Source organism: Faecalibacterium sp. PGM34 (assembly GCF_054456555.1).
In genome coordinates this window covers 507,167-524,919 of the sequence record NZ_CM136898.1, presented here as the reverse complement: position 1 = coordinate 524,919, position 17,753 = coordinate 507,167, and the positions used below count along the sequence as shown (strand labels likewise).

17 protein-coding genes are annotated in these 17,753 nt (G+C 51.3%); 7 read left to right on the top strand and 10 right to left on the bottom strand.

The window, feature by feature from the left end:
* Positions 1–154 precede the first annotated feature (154 nt).
* From tnpC to ACXPUX_RS02570, 3 genes are all read left to right on the top strand, one after another.
* Entirely contained in the window at positions 155–1,738 is a 1,584-nt protein-coding gene (tnpC, locus tag ACXPUX_RS02580; protein ID WP_458828701.1) for an IS66 family transposase, read from the top strand.
* Positions 1,739–1,970: 232 nt separating this feature from the next.
* Entirely contained in the window at positions 1,971–2,573 is a 603-nt protein-coding gene (locus tag ACXPUX_RS02575) for a hypothetical protein (protein ID WP_458829802.1), read from the top strand.
* Positions 2,557–2,856 carry a nucleotidyltransferase domain-containing protein gene (locus tag ACXPUX_RS02570; RefSeq protein ID WP_458829800.1) on the top strand — a complete coding sequence of 100 codons (300 nt, stop codon included), beginning with the start codon at positions 2,557–2,559 and terminating at the stop codon, positions 2,854–2,856. Before ACXPUX_RS02575 ends, ACXPUX_RS02570 begins: the two co-directional genes overlap by 17 nt.
* A gap of 33 nt (positions 2,857–2,889) precedes the next feature.
* Here the strand turns inward: ACXPUX_RS02570 and ACXPUX_RS02565 are convergent, their stop codons facing one another.
* The 10 genes from ACXPUX_RS02565 to ACXPUX_RS02520 form a co-directional block, all read right to left on the bottom strand.
* Positions 2,890–3,138 carry a DUF6061 family protein gene (locus tag ACXPUX_RS02565; RefSeq protein WP_458829799.1) on the bottom strand — a complete coding sequence of 83 codons (249 nt, stop codon included), beginning with the start codon at positions 3,136–3,138 and terminating at the stop codon, positions 2,890–2,892.
* Between the two features lie 579 nt (positions 3,139–3,717).
* The gene (locus ACXPUX_RS02560; protein WP_458827912.1) at positions 3,718–3,924 is read right to left on the bottom strand and encodes a hypothetical protein; all 207 of its coding nucleotides are present in this window, start codon (positions 3,922–3,924) and stop codon (positions 3,718–3,720) included.
* A complete protein-coding gene (istB, locus tag ACXPUX_RS02555; RefSeq protein ID WP_458827911.1) occupies positions 3,917–4,690 on the bottom strand; it encodes an IS21-like element helper ATPase IstB in 774 nt (257 codons plus the stop codon). The genes ACXPUX_RS02560 and istB overlap by 8 nt, the downstream gene beginning before the upstream one ends.
* Positions 4,687–6,096 (bottom strand): IS21 family transposase, encoded by a 1,410-nt coding sequence (istA, locus tag ACXPUX_RS02550; protein WP_458829797.1) that lies wholly within the window; start codon positions 6,094–6,096, stop codon positions 4,687–4,689. The genes istB and istA overlap by 4 nt, the downstream gene beginning before the upstream one ends.
* A gap of 186 nt (positions 6,097–6,282) precedes the next feature.
* Positions 6,283–7,671 carry a site-specific integrase gene (locus tag ACXPUX_RS02545; RefSeq protein WP_458829795.1) on the bottom strand — a complete coding sequence of 463 codons (1,389 nt, stop codon included), beginning with the start codon at positions 7,669–7,671 and terminating at the stop codon, positions 6,283–6,285.
* 94 nt (positions 7,672–7,765) lie between these two features.
* Entirely contained in the window at positions 7,766–8,137 is a 372-nt protein-coding gene (locus ACXPUX_RS02540; RefSeq protein ID WP_458829793.1) for a helix-turn-helix domain-containing protein, read from the bottom strand.
* Between the two features lie 494 nt (positions 8,138–8,631).
* On the bottom strand, positions 8,632–9,957 hold the full coding sequence (locus ACXPUX_RS02535; protein ID WP_458829791.1) for a DNA primase family protein: 1,326 nt from the start codon (positions 9,955–9,957) through the stop codon (positions 8,632–8,634).
* Entirely contained in the window at positions 9,920–10,336 is a 417-nt protein-coding gene (locus ACXPUX_RS02530; protein WP_015537178.1) for a CHC2 zinc finger domain-containing protein, read from the bottom strand. The genes ACXPUX_RS02535 and ACXPUX_RS02530 overlap by 38 nt, the downstream gene beginning before the upstream one ends.
* A gap of 228 nt (positions 10,337–10,564) precedes the next feature.
* Positions 10,565–12,127, bottom strand: coding sequence for a relaxase/mobilization nuclease domain-containing protein (locus ACXPUX_RS02525; protein WP_458829789.1), 1,563 nt, complete (start codon positions 12,125–12,127; stop codon positions 10,565–10,567).
* A complete protein-coding gene (locus tag ACXPUX_RS02520) occupies positions 12,090–12,536 on the bottom strand; it encodes a plasmid mobilization protein (RefSeq protein ID WP_458829787.1) in 447 nt (148 codons plus the stop codon). The genes ACXPUX_RS02525 and ACXPUX_RS02520 overlap by 38 nt, the downstream gene beginning before the upstream one ends.
* A 136-nt stretch (positions 12,537–12,672) precedes the next feature.
* Between ACXPUX_RS02520 and ACXPUX_RS02515 the strand changes: the two genes are divergently transcribed.
* From ACXPUX_RS02515 to ACXPUX_RS02500, 4 genes are all read left to right on the top strand, one after another.
* Positions 12,673–13,071 (top strand): hypothetical protein, encoded by a 399-nt coding sequence (locus ACXPUX_RS02515; RefSeq protein WP_458829785.1) that lies wholly within the window; start codon positions 12,673–12,675, stop codon positions 13,069–13,071.
* 503 nt (positions 13,072–13,574) lie between these two features.
* Positions 13,575–14,405, top strand: coding sequence for a PRD domain-containing protein (locus ACXPUX_RS02510; protein ID WP_458829783.1), 831 nt, complete (start codon positions 13,575–13,577; stop codon positions 14,403–14,405).
* Positions 14,406–14,597: 192 nt separating this feature from the next.
* Positions 14,598–16,208 (top strand): PTS transporter subunit EIIC, encoded by a 1,611-nt coding sequence (locus ACXPUX_RS02505; RefSeq protein ID WP_458829781.1) that lies wholly within the window; start codon positions 14,598–14,600, stop codon positions 16,206–16,208.
* A 63-nt stretch (positions 16,209–16,271) separates the two neighbouring features.
* Entirely contained in the window at positions 16,272–17,747 is a 1,476-nt protein-coding gene (locus ACXPUX_RS02500) for a glycoside hydrolase family 1 protein (RefSeq protein WP_458829779.1), read from the top strand.
* Positions 17,748–17,753: the final 6 nt, after the last annotated feature.

Here is a 17,753-nt window from a genome sequence, read left to right as displayed (position 1 = left end):
AGTGCTTGCGTTTTTCGCGTAATATTCTGACCAAACGAACCGCCTTTTTGACCGTAATTTTCTCCGTGGCAATCTCCCTCATTTTGCTGGAAATCTGCTCTTTTCTCCTGTATAATCTTCTTGTGAAGAATGCAGAAGAAAGGCGGCAAAGAATATGACGGAGATTGATTTGAGCACTCTGACCCCGGAGATTGCCGCCTACATTCGCGCTCTTGAAGCGAAGAACCAGAAGCTGGAAGAAGAAAACCGCGCCCAGAAGGATGCGCTTGTCCGGCTGCAGTCTCTGAACGAGCAGCTCGTTTGCCTGCGCAAGCGTATGTTCGGGCAATCCAGCGAGAAGATCGAATACGTCGACTGCAAGCAGTTGGATTTTTTCAATGAAGCGGAAGTCTGCTGTGATGCCGCAGCTCCCGAGCCGGGGAAAACTGTTCCGGTAGCAGCCCATTCACGCAAAGCAAAGCGTACCAAGGCTGAGCTCACCGAGGGCCTGGAACACCAGAAGGTCTTATGCGAGCTGCCAGAGAATGAGCGGATCTGCGCCCGGTGCGGCACTGAGATGGTTCGGATCGGTGAAAAATACATTCGCTCTGAGCTTACCATTATCCCCGCAAAACTCTCTGTGATTGATTATTATACAGCAACCTACAAGTGTGCTCACTGTGAGCAGGAAACGGGTGAATGCTACATTGAGCAGGCGAAAGCCCCGGTTCCGGTCATGAAGAAAAGCATGGCTGCTGCTTCCACAGTCGCTTATGTTATGCAGGAAAAGTTCCAGAAAGGCGTACCTCTCTACCGACAGGAAGAATATTGGAAGAGCCAGGGTGTTGACCTGCGACGGAACACAATGGCAAACTGGGTCATTCGAAGTTCCCGGTGGTTTGCCCCTTTATGGGATGCCTTCCGGGATGAACTTCTCCAGAGTGGCATTGTCAATGCAGACGAGACGGACTGCCACGTTCTGAAAGAGGATGGCCGCGAATCGAAACAGATGTCGAAGATGTGGGTGTTCTGCTCACCGGAAAAGAACATTGCGCTTTACCAGTACAAACCCAGCCGTAAGGGCCAGGTAGCAAAAGAGATGCTCAAGGGCTTCTCAGGCTATCTGCAGACCGACGGCTACTCGGGTTACAATGCGGTAGAAAATGTAACTCATATTGGCTGCTGGGCGCATGCGCGGCGTAAATGGGTGGACTGCTTCGTGGATAACAAGCCTGTGGAGGGCAGCAAATCTCAAAAAGCGTTTGAGTACGTTGAGAAAATCTTTGCGCTGGATTCGTCGTGGAAGGATCTGCCGCCGGATGACCGAAAGTCACATCGCCTGGCAGAACTGAAACCTGTTATGGATGAGTATTGGGAGTTTCTGAACAGCTTTGAATCTGACAAAAATTCAAATCTTGGCAAGGCACAGACTTATTCATTGAACCAGAGGGAAGCCCTGGAAAGTGTTCTGCTGGATGGCCGTCTGACGCTTACCAACAATCTTGCAGAGCGGACCGTGAAGCCTTTCGTTATGTCCCGAAGGAACTTCCTGTTTTGTGACACCTCGAAGGGTGCAGATGCAAGTGCGCTGTGCTTCAGTATGATCGAAACGGCAAGGCGAAATGGTCTTGATCCTTTTGGGTATCTGCTGTTTCTGCTGCAGGAGCTTCCTAAACTTGGTGAAATGCCTGCAATGGAACAGCTCAAACCTCTTTTTCCGTGGTCTGAGTCCATCCCGCAGTATTGCCATCTTACCTGATTTTCTGCACCTCCTGTCCGAGGTGCTTTTTCTTTTGCCCTTGATGGGTGATTATTGACCGCTTACGCTGTTTCTGCTGCAGGAGCTTCCTAAACTTGGTGAAATGCCTGCAATGGAACAGCTCAAACCTCTTTTTCCGTGGTCTGAGTCCATCCCGCAGTATTGCCATCTTACCTGATTTTCTGCACCTCCTGTCCGAGGTGCTTTTTCTTTTGCCCTTGATGGGTGATTATTGACCGCTTACGATGCAGAAAAGACTAGAGCAGTTCTCTTTCCTATTAAGATTGATTCAATGTTTGGTATAGAACCTGTCAAGGAATCTATCATTCCATCTACAGAATCTTTGGAACTTTTAATAGAAAAATTGGAGAGCGAAGGAAAATTTGAAGGGATAACCTTAGGTGTGGAACGTCCATTTATCCTGGTTAATGACGGTAAAATGGTGAATTCTGTATTTTTAGATGATGCGCCTAGGTTAAGGCAAATGTACTATAACTATAAATGTTTTAGAAGAGCAAAAGTACGTTTGGATAGTTTGAACTTTGCATTAAAATATATTCGGTCAAGAAAATGTGACTTTGAATTTTTTGCACATGCTAATTTGAGAGAAATCAGGGTGCAAGGTCAAAAGATGACTTTTGTTTATGAATACTGTTTAAGTGAAGCGTTCTTAAAACAGCTAACGCCAGAAGAAAACAGTATCATTGTAAATTTGCATAATTGGAATGGAAAAAACTGCATTTCACCTCAAGCACATTCTTTAGCAGAAAAAATGAGAGTGAGATTATTAACGATGGACGACTTTTATGAGTGTATTCGTGAAATCAAAAAATAACATTTTAGAGATTATAAAGACACACGAGGCACTTTTTGGACCTTTTGAACGCGTTTACTTGTTTGGATCTGCAATGAGATTAGGTTGTATTCCCCATGATATAGATATTTTAATTATTTATGCAAGTTACTCACAAGAAATAGAAAATGCATCACTAGAAGCTTCGACTGTGTTGCAAAAGGAAACAGGGTTGCCTATTGATTTGACTATGTTAAGTGTCGAGGAAGAGAAAGATACAGAATTTCTGAAAAAAATCGCACCGCACTATTTAAAAATAAAGTGACGCTAGATGTGGTTAAATTTACTGGTGGGTTCGTTAGTCCTCCAGCCTGCCATGGTCACACCCCAGCGACAGGTAGTGCTCCATCTCCCCTCTCGGCACCATCTGTGCATACTCCAAGGGCTTATTGTAGAGCAGCCAGTCCAGTTCTGCCCGCTGTGCCGGGGTGTTGCCGTACTCGTCCTCCACGGCAATGCAGTCGATGGCAAGGGCGGTGCCATCTGCGAACCGGGCTTCCACCCGGTTGGTGTCCATGTTGTAGCGGCAGGTAAGCAATTTCGTCATAGTCGTATCCTCCAAGACTTGATTTTTGGTGTGCGGTCACTCGAACCAATGCCGTCAAGTCGTTGTCGGATAAGTTGCTTTTTCATTTGTCTGAGAGTAAGTGCACGGTTTCTGCACGGTTTTTGCACGGTTTCAAAACGTGCAAAGGGTGCAAATCGTTGCAAAATCGGACAAAGGATGCAGAAATTCGAAACTCAAAACCTGCGATGTATCGCTTGGAAATGACGTTGAAACGTAACTTCCCAAAATTGAGGGAATCGACCGGTGTGCGCTACGAATCAGTAGGCCGGGGGTTCGAGTCCCTTCCATCGCACCAAAAAATGCCGTGAAATCGAAAGATTTCATGGCTTTTTTGTTTTTCTGGCAGAGTCTGCACACTTTTGCACATCTCCTGCACACTTTACAAAAAAGCCATGAACTGTGAATGTCAATGAATATTTGAGCCACGTGACAGCCAATATTTGAGCCACTTTTGCTAACGAATACTTGAGCCATTTGTAGCATTTGTGACATCGAATATTTGAGCCACTGCTCGTCTGTTAATACCAGGGCCAGTAAATAGCCCTGGTGGATATGTCTTTATTCAAGTGGAGTGTCCAGTTGAATCCGTTCCTGAATGTGAACCGGAACCTCAATGGAATGCTTGCGCAAAATATCAATCAGTTCGTTTACATCGCTTTTTAGGACTCGAATCTGCTCAAGAGCGTCATCGTAATCAGCACGAAGGAAGCTAATCAGGGCTTTGTTTTCTTCCTCAACTGTAAAATTGGGCTGCATGTTAGTCATTTTCATTCTCCTTGTCAGTGTCAACTTTACTCTGAGAACTAAGCAGTCTGTAAGACGGACCATTCATATCCAGCACGGCAGATTTGTATGTCAATCGATCCACCAGAGCCGAAACCATTGTTGTGTTCTCGAATAATTCGGTCCATCTTGCAAAAGGAAGATTGGTTGTCACAATAGTGCTGGACTGCTCACTGCGGTCAGAAATGACCTTGAATAGCAAATCGGATTCGTAACGGTTAAAACTCAAATAACTGAGCTCGTCTAAAATCAGAAGATCAGCTTTTGCCAGCTGCCGTTCCAATTTGCCAAGCTGGTATGTATCTCGTGCCTCAGTAAGTTCAGTCGAGAGAGTAGATGCATTTTTAAATAGAACATGGTAGCCTTGCAGGCAGGCTTTAATTCCAAGAGCAATTGCAATATGCGTCTTTCCGCGTCCCGGGTTTCCAATCATAACAATGTTTTTCTTCTGTTCAATGAACTGGCAGGATGCAAGTTCATTAAGGAACACCGGAGATACAGAGGGATTCAGCTGGCTGGTATCGAAATCGTCCAGTGATTTTTGTACAGGAAATCCGGCAGCTTTCAATCTTCTTCTGGTTTGGTTTTCCTGTCTGGCCGCTGTTTCAGATGCCATAAGCGTCAGAAGTAAATCACTAAAATCCATATCCGGCGCGCAATTGTTAAGAACATTTTTGTATTCAGCAAAAGTGGGGATCTTCAGCTGTTTTGCAAGAAGTCGAATCTGTTCTTCTTTTACGTCAATCATGAGGCCGCCCCTTTCCGCTCGTACAGCTTGTCATACTGGCTCAGATCAACGGACAAAACCGGAACATCGTTTTTTGCAATCGACGTATCCGGGTTCGGCAGATCACGTTGCATAACAGCCAAGTAGCCATCTGTCAAACACTGCTCCAGCAATTCAACCATCTGCTTGGAGTTCAAATGCTGCTTTTCCATCCAATTCAGGAATTCAGCAGGCACTGCATTCAAAACCGGACGAGCGTAACGAATTGCACGCCCTTTCCTCTCTAAGATTGGCAAATAGTGCCGTAAATCCAGAGATTCTTGCTTTCGACCCATGCAGCGGTCATGGGTGGCCACCAGAAGGCCATTGATCCAAATCTCAACTCTATTGGGATAGGCCTTTACAGTGGTGCCTTTTCCCCTGTATTTGCAAGGAACAGAATAGTAATTGGTATCAAAGAGAACCGTTGAATAGCGATTGACTTTCGGGTAGGCTTTCTTTGAAATATCGAGAACATATTTGGGAAGCGGGTGGAGATGCGCCTGGTCTTCGGCCAGCATCTGTCCCACTTTCTGAGAACGTCCGTCGATTTTGTGGTTCATGTATTTGGCGCATTGCTCTAACAGCTTTGTATTGAGATCTTCCAAAGAATCCACTTGAGGCAGCGGCACACATACATTGCGCCGGATATATCCTACCAGATTCTCTACAAGACCCTTTTCATTTCCGGATGCCGGATTACAAAATACAGGCTGGAATCCGTAGTGTGCGGCCAGTTTGGAATAATCGTCCTGTGCTGCTGCATGGACACCAAAACCACTCTTTACAGCCACACGAGCGTTGTCAAAAATCATGGATCGAGGAACGCCGCCAAAATAATTAAGCGTATGGATAATGGCATCGAGAAAGCTTTCCAAGTTTTGCCGCCAGTAAGCAATAACATAGGGCGCGCAGCTATAACTCATACGCGCACAAAACAGATTTACCTTTACTTTCTTGCCGGCCAGTTTTACCGTAGCTTCTCCCCAGTCGATTTGGAGTGCCTGACCAGGAGCAAACCTCAATGGAATAAAAACTTCATTTTCCTTGCGCTCTGCCTTGACTTCATGAACTGCCGCTCGGATGGCAGACTCGCTGCCCGTGTAACCAAATTCTTCTACGAGCCGGTTGTAAATCCGCCGTGCTGTGTGACGCTGCTTCTTTACACCCTCCGCAGCATCTGTATCGAGGCAGTGCTCAATGAACTGCTTTACTTCTGGCGTTATGACAGAGGCTTCTCGCTGGTAGGCTTTCCGATCCCATGGAACTGCGTCGCCCATCCAATATTTCTTGACTGTGTTTCTGGAAATTCCCAGAATTTTAGCTGCTGCACGCTGACTGGTTACTCCTTCAAGTTGCAGCGCGCGGATTGATTTGTAGACATCCACCGATGTGACCACCTTTCTATCGCCTCCCGCATAGTAGTCTACATCTATTATACGGGAAGCCATTGGGTGGCTCAAATATTCGCTGTCATTTTGCTGGAAAGTGGCTCAAGTATATATTAGCATTCACACCATGAACTCTTTGCATCGCTTGCACAGCGTGTATTTCGCTGCACAAAAAAGAATCTTTTACGCGAAGAGCACCCGTGTCAGCTCGCGGCGCTCCTCTGCGTCCATCTGCCGGATGGCTTCAAGGATCATTTTACCCGTGATTTTTGTTGCCACCGGCGTTTTGTTTTCCGGGGGTTCCTGCGGCTTTGCACCGGCCACATCCTGCGTGTAGAAGTCGGCTTCGATCTTCTCGGTCAACTCCAACCGGGGTTTGTCCTGCATGTGGGCGTAGGTGTCCATCAGGACGGTGGCGGTTGCATGGCCGGTGTTGCCCTGCACCGACTTGAAGTCACCGCCAGACTGCAGCAGCTGGTAGGTGGCACTGGAGTGGCGCAGACCATGGAACACGATCTTCTCAAACTCCGGGTGCTCCGCACGCCAAGTGCGGTACCATTTAGAAAGGGCTTCCGGGGCAACAGGCATACCGTTGGGCAAGCGAAAAAGCTGACCGCAGTTGCGATACCTGCCATCCATGGCAAGCTCGTCCTGCCGGAGCTTTTCCAGCCATGCCAGAAGCTCCTCTTTCAAGGGCTTGGTCATGTACAGGATGCGGTTGGACTTTTTGGTCTTAGTCCGCTTGAGGATCAGCGAGGACTTGCTCCCCTCCCGTCTGTCCGGGAAGGTGTGGTAGATCTGGGTGGGGTCGATCTTGGACAAGGCGACCTTGTCGGCACGCTGCAGGGCTTTGTTCACCGAGATGGTTCCCCGTCCGTCTGCTGCATCAAAGTCCAGATCACTCGGCTGTAAGCCGAGGATCTCACCCTCTCGCAAGGAGAGGATCATGCTCATGTGCACAGCCAGATGCAGGGCAGGGTTCTCGATGATCTGCAGCGCCGCCAACATGGTGCGCTCATCCCAGATGGTGCGTTCTTCGGTATTGATCTTGGGGGCTTCACGGGGAGTAGGTGACTTGTGGATCAGATCCCAGTCAACGGCATACGAAAAGGCGGTCTTCAGGAGCGTGTGGACTTCGTGAATGGACGTGCTGGATAACAGCCGTTTCTTCTGATTTTCCGTCAGCTCCTGCTTTTTGCCGTGAACGTACTGGCCGCAAGGGGTCTGGCTCAGGGTGGCGTAGAACTGCTCAATGTCATAGGTGCGGAGGTCTTGCACCTTCCGCTTTCCGATATACGGCACGATGAGGTTCTGCACCATCGCCACAGATTGGGTGTAGGTCTTGGGAGACCACTTGTGTTTGCTGGACTGAATGGGGATCCACTTGTACAGCATCTCCTCGACCGTCATGGTGTCGGGCACGAGGAAGGTGCCGTCCAGCAGTTCCTTCTCCACCGTGATCTTGCGCTCCTGCGCTTCGGCCTTGGTCTTGAAGGTTTCCCAGCCCTTGCAGGGCTTGCCAGCATGATCTTTGTAGTTGTATCGGACGGAATACGTGTTGCCACGTTTCATACTTCGTATGCCTAGCAGTGTGCGCTGCGCGCGGATATATTTTTGCCTGCCTTGGCAGGCATCGGCATAATAGATGCCATAGATGTTCCCTCCCTCAGACCGCTGCAAACCAATCGTCAAAGCTCTGCTTGCTTACCCGGATGCTGGTACCGAGGCGGATCACCTTGAAATCTTTCGTGGTGTTGCACAGATTGTACGCAGCACGGTTGGAGATCGCCAACAGTTGGGCAATCTCCTCCACCCGGTAAACGAGCGGGGCGTGTCGGACGGTTTTGCTGGTCTGGTCAGAAGGTTCTACGGCAGGGGTTTCGTCCGAAGTTTCGTCAGAAATTACCATGGAATTTCTGACAGAAAATTCGCATGGAACTGCAAGTTCCTGACGTTCCATTGTAGGGGATTCGGGCGCGATTTTCAAGTCCTCACGGGTCAGTTTGGCGGAATTTTTGCGGACATTCGTCATAGGCATGTCTCCTTTGCACTTCTCCAGACCCGGCGCAGCTCCGGTTGAGCTGCACCCTTGTGGGCCGGTAAATATGTAAGGGCCTGCCGCTCCTGACCCGAAGCAGCAGCCCAAAAAAGTGCGAGAACTTGAATTTACGCGCCCCACGCGCCCCAAACCACACAAAAGTACCTTTCTGTGTTGATTTTATGGGGCGCATGGCTGGGATGCACGCGCCCTCTTGGGGCGCATCTTGGCTTCTCTCCCGCCCCGAAGGGCGTGTTGCCGCCCTGCATCCGCCCGGAAGGGGTGGACATGCGCCCGGAGAAAACAGCGATAACAAGTCGAAACCACTGATTTGGGGCGCGTAGGGCGGGAGTTTTTTACTTTTCGTGTGTTTTATGCCGCAGCAAAGGCGGGGTGGACGCATACGCCCCGGAAGCCACAGAACTTGTCGGGGCAAAGCCCCTCCATCTTGCTGCGCAAGACCGTTCTGTCGCTTAAAAGCCCCACTGGGGCTTTCATTGCTGCGCTGCGCTCGCAAACGCGAACTTTCCCTCGATGTGCTTGGAAAAGGTCAGGCCATACTTCCCTGCATTTTTCAGCAGGAACTGGCTGAACTTCTTTTGCGGAACAGGCGATTCCAGATTATCCTCGCACCACTTGGTGTAGGCGCGGTAGAGGTAGGTGGAGCGTTCCTCGGTGTCGGGCTTGAAGCGGACATACGCTGTTGCCTGCATGAACTGGGTCAGGTTATCGCTGTCCGCCATGGCTGCTTCGAGGTTCTGGATGGAGCGCTCGCTGATGGTAAACTGATAGCGGTTCGCCAGCAAACGGTGCAGACCTTCCAGCATCCACAGCAGAATGCCGGGACGCTCCTCGGACAGCTCTTCGATGAGGAAGGGGTTATCCACCCGGGCAGGGTCACGGTCTTTCACCGTGATGAGGATCTGTCTACGCCAGAAGCCGTCGCTGTCATCGTGAGCGGCCACAAGGTTGCCATTGCCGAAGCAGATGAAACGAACGTACAGCAGGCCTTGGACAGCCTGCTTGTTTTTCCGCTCGATGCACAAACGGTCTTCAGCGGTGACGATGGACTTGATGTTCCGTGTTTCGGGCAAAGCCACCATGTTCAGGTCGTCATCGACCATGACCAGCTTGTACTCCAGATTTGCACTGGCAAAGCGGTTCGTTTCGATGCGGAGGATGGATTCGGAGTGAGAGGCTTCCCCGAACAGCTTCTTCAGCAGCAAGCCGATGCGGGACTTCCCCTCGCCGCCCTTGCCGGTCATGACTAGCATCTTCTGCGCCTTGGTAGACGGGATCAGGAGATAGCCGAGATATTCCTGCAAGGTCAGAATGTCCTCCGGGATCAGTAGACCGTCCAGAAATTCCAGCCACTTGGTCGGTGCGGGGGCATCGGGCTGGTATTCCACGGGGAGCCGGTTCAGGCAGAGTTCCTTTTCCGGCACAAATCCCCGCTCGTCCAGAAAGTAGGTTCCGTTCTGGAGATGGATGCGGTCAAGCTGGGGTTTCCATTCGGGGATATAGGTTTCGATACGGAGTGCGTCCAGAACCTGCTTTTCCTTCTTGGCAAGGTTGTCGAGCACAAAGTCGCGGAGGTCGCTGTGGACTTCGTAGAGCAGTGCGTCCTCGTCCACCTCGCCGTTCTGGTCGAACAGCTTGTGTTTCAGGCACATCATGGGGTGTTTCTCTAAAAGGTACTGGCAGTAAGCGGTTTCACGCACTTTGCCCTTGCTGTCTACCCAAGGGCATTCGCATTCTTCCTCTTCTTCCAGTTCGTCCTCATCACGCCAATCTTCGTTCCTCTTTTTCCAGTCGCTCATGCAATCCCTCCCAATACTTCCGTAGCTCGTTTTCGGTCTGCGGGTCCGGGAGCACCGAACAGTCCAGATAATATTCAACGATGTCAAGGTTCTTTATCGCTTCAAGGAAGCAGGGGTGAAGTTCTTCTGTGGGTGACTGCGGTGCGTATCGGACCCGCCAACGCTGCAGACAGCGGTAATAGTCCAACAGCTGCTGCCGGACGGTGGGCGGTCTGCGGGGAGCAAGACGCACCTTGCCGTCAGCAAGTGCCATGCCGAAGTCCTCCTTCAACTTTTCCACGGCCTTGTAGGGAGAAAGTTGAAAAAGTCTGCCGACAAAATCGATCACATCGCCATCCGCCTGACAGGCGAAACAGTGGAAACGGCTGTCCACCTTCATGCTGGGGTGTTTATCCCCGTGGAAGGGGCAGCACATCATACCATTCCGGTTTACGGCGAAGCCGTACAGCTCCGCCGCCTGCCGGGTCGAGACGGCGTTCTTTACGTCCGAAAAGACAGAGGTGCTACCCTCCGTCCCAATGGGTGGGGTACAGGCGAAAGGACGAAGCCCGGTGAGGGGCGTGGGTGAGGTTGGGTTTATTCACACATCGATCCGTCAGAGTGTTGTTCATTTGACCTCCTGCTGCGGTACGGCGTGGCTGCGCTCTTCCTTGCGGAAGAAGGCTTCCACGTTCTGTTGTGCGGTGCGGAGTTCACGCAGTTCGATCTGCGCTTTCTTGTAGCGGGTGTAGAACCCGTTTTTCTCCGAGGAAAGGGTCTGATATTCGGTATCCAGCTTTTTGAGGTCCGGTAGTGTCCTGAGCCCGTTGGCCTTGAAATAGGCGCAAGCGGCCTCGTACACAGCAAACTCTGCACGGTGCTGCTCCTTGAACTTGGCGGGGTTCCGCACAGTCTGGAGCTTCTGTGCAAGAGGCTTGTACTGCCGATAGACCACAAGATGCCCGCGCAGCTCCTTGAGGGAGACCATGCGGGCATCCAAGTCTTTGACCACCGCCAGTGCATCGTCGTGCTGGGTTTTCAGTTCGACAATGCGCTGGTTCAGGGCATCTTCGCTGAGCAGCTTCTTCTCCTGCAGGAGACACAAGGTCTGCGACCAGCGTTTGAGGTTGAACTTTTTCGCCCAACGCTCATAGCCGATGCCCTTGCCCGCAGCAACTTTCGCCTGAATGTCAACCAGTTTCCTGATCTTATCCGGCTTCTTCTCGCTGTTGGGCTGGATGGTGACGGCAAGCTGGATGTTCTGGGAGAGGGCGGTCAGCACCTGCTCTTTTTCCAGCTTCTTGCTCAGTTTTTTGGCGGTGATGAACTTTGTCCGACCGGGCGGGCAGTAGCTCAACCGGCCTCGGCTCTCTTTCACGGCGATGCCGTGTTCCTGCATGAGCAATGCAGAAAATTCCTCGAAGGTGGTGGTCTTGTTCAGCACAGCGTAGATCTGCTTTCGCAGCTTGTCCAGCTCGGTCTGGTAGACGGTCTGGGTGGGCTGCTGCCCTTCGGCGGCAAGTTTGGCGTTGGCATGGTCGAGGCGGCGTTGTCCGCGCCGCTGCGCCCAATACTCGCGCTCCGAAACATGGTCGCCTTGGGCTTCCAGCAGATTGATCTGGTTCAGGTCGGCTTGCTCGCACATCTCCATGACTGCGACACGGAGGTGCCGGAGCATGGCAGAGGTGCAGCGGTGCTTCTTGCCCGCTTCCCAGTCGCACGGCTTGTCCATGAAGGGCTGCCGTTCCACGGTGCGGACACGCAAGCTGCCGATGACGATGTGGACGTGGATGTTCCCTGCACTGTTGTGACCGTCCGGGTGGGTGCAGACGATGGCGGGATGACCGGGGAAGTTGTCCTTGCAGAACTGCAAGCCAAGGGCTTGCGCCCGCTCCATGGTCAGGTCGTTCTCTACTGCGTCCTTCGGGTCGAAGCTGATGATATAATGGTGGGTCTTCACGTCCTCTCGCCTGCCGTTCTTGCCGTATTTGCGATTGGCAATCAGGCAGGCCATAGCAAACGAGGATTCGCCGCACTCAAGGGCGTCGAGCAGGTACGAATCCCGCAGCTTGGGTCTGCCCTTCTCGTCCAGAATGGGCAGGCCGGTGTACTCGTTGTGCTGAAAGGTGAGATAGCTTTCGGCGGCGGCATAGTTAGAGTTCTTCGAGGTCAAATGCTTGATGGTTGCCATACAGTTCACCAACCGTTTCTTCGGCTTTCAGCCGAAAGTTCGTGAGTGCGGACAGTTCCTCCAGAATTTGCGCCCGGAGCTGCTCGGTGTCTTTGCCGCCGGAGTTGAAGTGCCGTGCAAGCTGGTTGAGGTTGCTGCCCACCTTGCTGCACTGGGCAGACAAGGCGGCAAGCGCCGCCAGTGCATCCTCGCCGCCCTGCGCCACCACAACGGTGTGCTTGACGTTCACGCCGTACAGGACGCGGCGGACGAGTTCGGACTGGGTGAGGTGGAGTTCTTTGCAGGCGTATGCGATCCGCATTTTTTCTTCTGCGGTCACCCTGACTTTGATGATGTGTGTCTTTCGTTTTCGCGGCGTGTCATTGCGGTTCTCTCGTGCGTGTGCGTTCGTACTTTTCATTTCAGCCATATTCGACCTCCTGTGAAAATGATAAATGCCCGCTCCGGGATGGAGAGGGCTATGTAATGCGACACGCCGCATTCGCACCAACGGTGCGAAGCTAGAGCAGGGTTTGGGGAAGGCACTCCCCAACAAGGATGACTGAGTGGACAGCAATTTTTCAAGCATTGAAAATTTGTGGCCACAGGTCGATACTTGCTTTCGCCCTTTCCGTGCAACACTGAAAATTTCAGAAGTCGAACCGCAATGCACGTTGAAAATTTTGCAGAGCAAAACGTGTGAAAAGGCAAAGCCCCTGCTCATGGTCACCGTTCACACCGAACGCAGTTCCTGCCCCTGTTTGTGCAGCGGCGTTGTCCGGCTCGCCCACAGAAAGTGTGAGGTCATGGCGCAGTATCTCGTTCAGACGGCTTATGTAAGATTCAAGGTACAGTATGAAGAAAGCCGGGCGCAGTGCGGGCACTACAACCTGCTTCTTTCAAGCACAAGAATAACACTTTACAGTTGTGCAGTCAACAACCAAAAACAAATTTTGGAAGATTGAACAACTACATAAGATTTTATTTGTGAAAAAGAAAAATACCGCCCACGCAGCGCAGCGATGATTTTGTCGGATGAAGTAAGCGGCAAAATAGATCGGGTGTGTTGCGGGGCGGTAAAAATCTTCATGGGGAATAAATCCTCGCCGCTCTGTACTTTTCTACAAAATTGGTGGGATTTGCGATAAAGGGTATCATGGATTGCAGGGCACGTCAAGATGGTTTTGCAAATTTTATTGCAGTAAAGCGGTGATAGTAGGACTTCTAGTCAGACATAGTCGGTTGAGTTTTGATTCCGAGAATGCAATCTGCATGAAAATTCGAGAAATATTTTGGCAGTCTTGCTGATTGACGAAAGTCTGTTTCTTGTGATAGACTTTTTGTCAGAAACAAGACGATACTCTCAGGAGGCGCTACTTGGTTCCACTTTTTCTAACCAAAGAATAAGGTGGAAGTGTAGGCGTGTCCTGTTTTTTTATGCCCAAAATCAACTAGGGAGGTACTGGAAATGCAGATCATCAAAAAAATCAATACCAGTGCCGCCCTTGCATTGGATAAAACCGGCCACGAGATCGTGGTAATGGGCAAAGGCATCGGGTTTCCGCCGGTTCCTTACGAACTGAATGACCTTTCCAAAATCGAACGCACCTTTTATGATGTTGACCCGAAGTATCTAAGCATGATCGCGGAACTGTCACAGCCCATCGTAATGGCCTGTGCGGACATCGCCGATCAGGCAGGCATTGAACTGGAATGTCCACTTAACCCGAATCTGCCGTTCACGTTGGCCGACCATGTGCAGTTTGCAGTAGAGCGGCTGAAAAAGGGCGTAAATCTGACCACACCCATTGCCTACGATATCCGGCATCTTTACCCGAAAGAAACCGCTATGGCAGATACCGCACTGCAAATGCTGCGAGAGCAGGCTGGGCTGAACCTGCCGGACAATGAAGCCATCAACATTGCAATGCATTTCATCAATGCAGAAGCCGAGAGCGGCGACATGCACAGCCTGATGCTGAGTATGCAGGTGATCGCCAAGGTCAATGAGATCGTGGAGAGCAGTCTGCATATCCAATTGGACAAAGACAGCTATAATTACAGCCGCTTTGCAACGCATCTGCGTTATCTTATTCAGCGGTTACAAAATGGCGTACAGACGGACAATGTGTCCAAGAGCCTGCGCCATACCCTGATGCGGGAATATCCCGACATCTACGCCTGCACCCAGAAAGTGGTGCAGTACCTGAAAGATACCTTCAACTGGGAGTGCAACGATGATGAAGTAGTTTACCTCATCATGCACATACAGCGCGTATACGAGCGCGAACAGGAATAACAAAATCAACGGCTCGTTTTCTGGAGCGACAGCCCGCAAAGGGCGCGATATCCGGGGCGGACTTCACGGCAGCAGACGGGACAGAACCCGCTGTGGTTTTGCTGCGGTGAAGTGCGCCTCGGATTTTTACTTTGATGTATTCTGTGCACAGGAATTACATACATAACCGAATATTCACAGGAGGACACTGCAATGGCAGACAAAGACATCTTACAAAGCGTTTATCCGCACATCGGAGGGCAGGAAAATATCAGCCGGACGATCCCGCGCGAGAACATCTTGTATGTGATGCTGAAAGATGCCGGTGCAGTAGACCTTGATTCAGTCCGGCAGACAGAGGGCATTGAAGCCGCAGAATTGGAGCGCGGCCGTTTGGCGCTGCATCTGGCTGGACAGGAAGAAAAGGAGAACACCATGGCACAGGATTATCAAAAGATGGGCGAAGCCATTCTTGAAGCCGTAGGCGGCAAAGAGAATATTACGGCTCTGACCCATTGCGCGACCCGTCTGCGTTTCAATCTGGCAGATGACAGCAAAGCAGACGAAGCTAAAGTAAAGGCTGTCAAGGGCGTGATGGGCGTCCGCAATCAGGGCGGCCAGTTCCAGGTCATCATTGGGCAGGATGTCAGCCTTCCCTATGATGTTATTATGAAAATCTGCAAGTTGGATGCAAACAAAAACGATGCGTCGGCAGCGAATGACGGCAAAAAGAAGAAACCGCTGGATGTTGTAATGGATACACTGGCAGGTATCTTTACTCCGGTGCTGCCTGCCGTTATCGGCGGCGGTATGATCACGGTCGTGTATACCCTGCTGACCCTCTCCGGCCTTGTTTCGGCAGAAAGTAATTTGGGTGTGTTCCTGAATTTCCTCGGCAATGCACCCATGTATTTTATGCCAATTATGGTTGCGTATACAGCTGCCCAGAAGTTTGGCAGCAATCCTTTCCTTGCAATGGCGCTGGCTGCGGCAATGATGCACCCGACTTTCCAGAGCATTGTAGCTTCGGGGGAATCTTTCCACATTCTTGGCCTGCCGGTTATGCTGGTGACCTACAGCAGCAATCCATTGCCGATTATCCTCAGTGTGTGGGCAATGTCTTACTTTGACAAGTTCTTTAATAAGCATATTTCCAAAGTGGTTCGTATTTTTGTGGCTCCGCTGCTTACCCTGCTGTGCGGCTCTATACTGGCCCTTGTGGTGATTGGACCTCTGGGCACGATTGTTGCAAATGGACTGACGGTCGTGTTCAGCGCTATGATTGATCATGCAGGCTGGCTGGTCACTGCAATTTGGGGTGCATTCTCTCCGATTCTGATTATGACCGGTATGCATTACACGCTGGGCAGTCTGTTCAGCACCATGTATTACATGGTGGGCTATGAAGGTGCCATGATGCCCGGTATGCTGGTCTCCAATGTGGCACAGGGCGCAGCGGCACTGGCTGTTCGTTTTGCAAGCAAGGATGAAGATACCAAAGCTCTGGCTCTTTCGGCTGGTGTGACTGGCCTGATGGGCATTACCGAGCCGGCTCTGTACGGCGTAAACCTGCGGTACAAGAAGCCCCTGTATGCGGCCATGATCGGCGGCGGGGTCGGCGGCCTGATCTGCGGCCTCTTTGGCGTGAAGGCCTATGTTATGGCATCTCCCGGCCTGATCTCTCTGCCTATTTTCATCGGCGGCGGCAGCATGACCGGCTTTATCTGGGCCTGCATCGGTGCAGCCGTTTCTATCGTGGTGGCATTCGTGGCAAGCTATGTTATGATGAAAGCAGAGTTCAAGAAGAACCCCGAAAACGCATAAAAAGCGCGGGCAGAGTGGAAAACCGCTCTGCCCGATTTATGATAAGAAGAAATGGAGAACAAGATGGCTGGACTTGCAAAGGATTTCCTCTGGGGTGGTGCCACTGCCGCCAATCAGTTTGAGGGCGGCTGGGATGCCGAGGGTAAGGGCGTGAGCAGTGCCGATTGCTGCACTTGCGGTTCCCGTACCAAAATGCGCAATGTTACTTACCAGATGCCGGATGGCAGTGTGAACGAACAAATGATGTTTACGCTCAATGAACCGGAACAGGCACAGTTTGGATGTTTTGAAGATCATGATTACCCCTCCCACCGTGCCAGCGACTTTTACCACCATTACAAAGAGGATATTGCGCTTATGGGGGAAATGGGCTTCAAGTGCTTTCGTATGAGCATCAACTGGAGCCGCATCTTCCCGCTGGGCTATGAAGAAGCACCCAACGAAGCAGGTCTGGCATTTTATGATTCTGTGTTCGATGAACTGCACGCGCAGGGCATCGAGCCGCTCGTCACCATTTCCCACTACGAAACACCGGTGGGCCTTGCCAATCGCTGGGGCTCATGGGCAGACGCACGCACCATTGACTGTTATCTGCGTTATGTGAAGACCATCGGCGAACGGTACAAGGGCAAGGTGAAATACTGGCTCACCTTCAACGAAATTAACGTGCTGGAAGTAGCTCCGTGGATGGAAGGTGCTGTGGCTACTCGTGACCCGCAGACCCTTGCCGATGCGGGCAAGCATCAGCTGCTGGCCAGTGCGCGGGCAGTACAGCTGCTGCACAGCATTGACCCGGAAAACAAAGTGGGCAATATGATCGCCTACAACTGCGTCTACCCGGCCACCTGCAACCCGGCGGACGTGTTGAGCGCATGGATGAGATCCAACGGCTGCTATTTCTACTGTGATGTGCAGGCACGCGGCTATTACCCGGCTTATCAGCTGAAAAAATACGAGCGCGAGGGTGTGACATTGACTCTGACCGCGCTGGAGCAGGCTGACCTGAAAGCGGGCACAGTGGACTTTATCAGCTTTTCCTACTATATGTCGGCCTGTGCTGCTGCTGACCCCACCACTGGTCAGGCGCAGGCAGGTAATATGATGTCTGGTGTGAAGAACCCTTATCTGGAAACCAGCGAATGGGGCTGGCAGATCGACCCAACCGGCCTGCGGATGTCGCTGGACTGGCTGTATGACCGCTACCAGAAGCCGCTGTTTATCGTAGAAAATGGTCTGGGCGCAAAGGATGTTGTGGAAGCCGATGGTTCCATCCACGACAGTTACCGTATCGATTATCTGCGCAGTCATATTAAGGCCATGAAAGCGGCTGTGGAAGAAGATGGTGTTGACCTGATGGGCTACACCATGTGGGGCTGCATTGACCTTGTGTCGGCTTCCACCGGTGAAATGGCAAAGCGCTATGGCTTTGTATATGTGGACTATCAGGATGATGGTTCCGGCGATGGCAAACGTTTGAAAAAAGATAGTGCTGACTGGTACAAAAAGGTCATTACCACCAACGGCGAAGATTTGACCTGAAGGAGA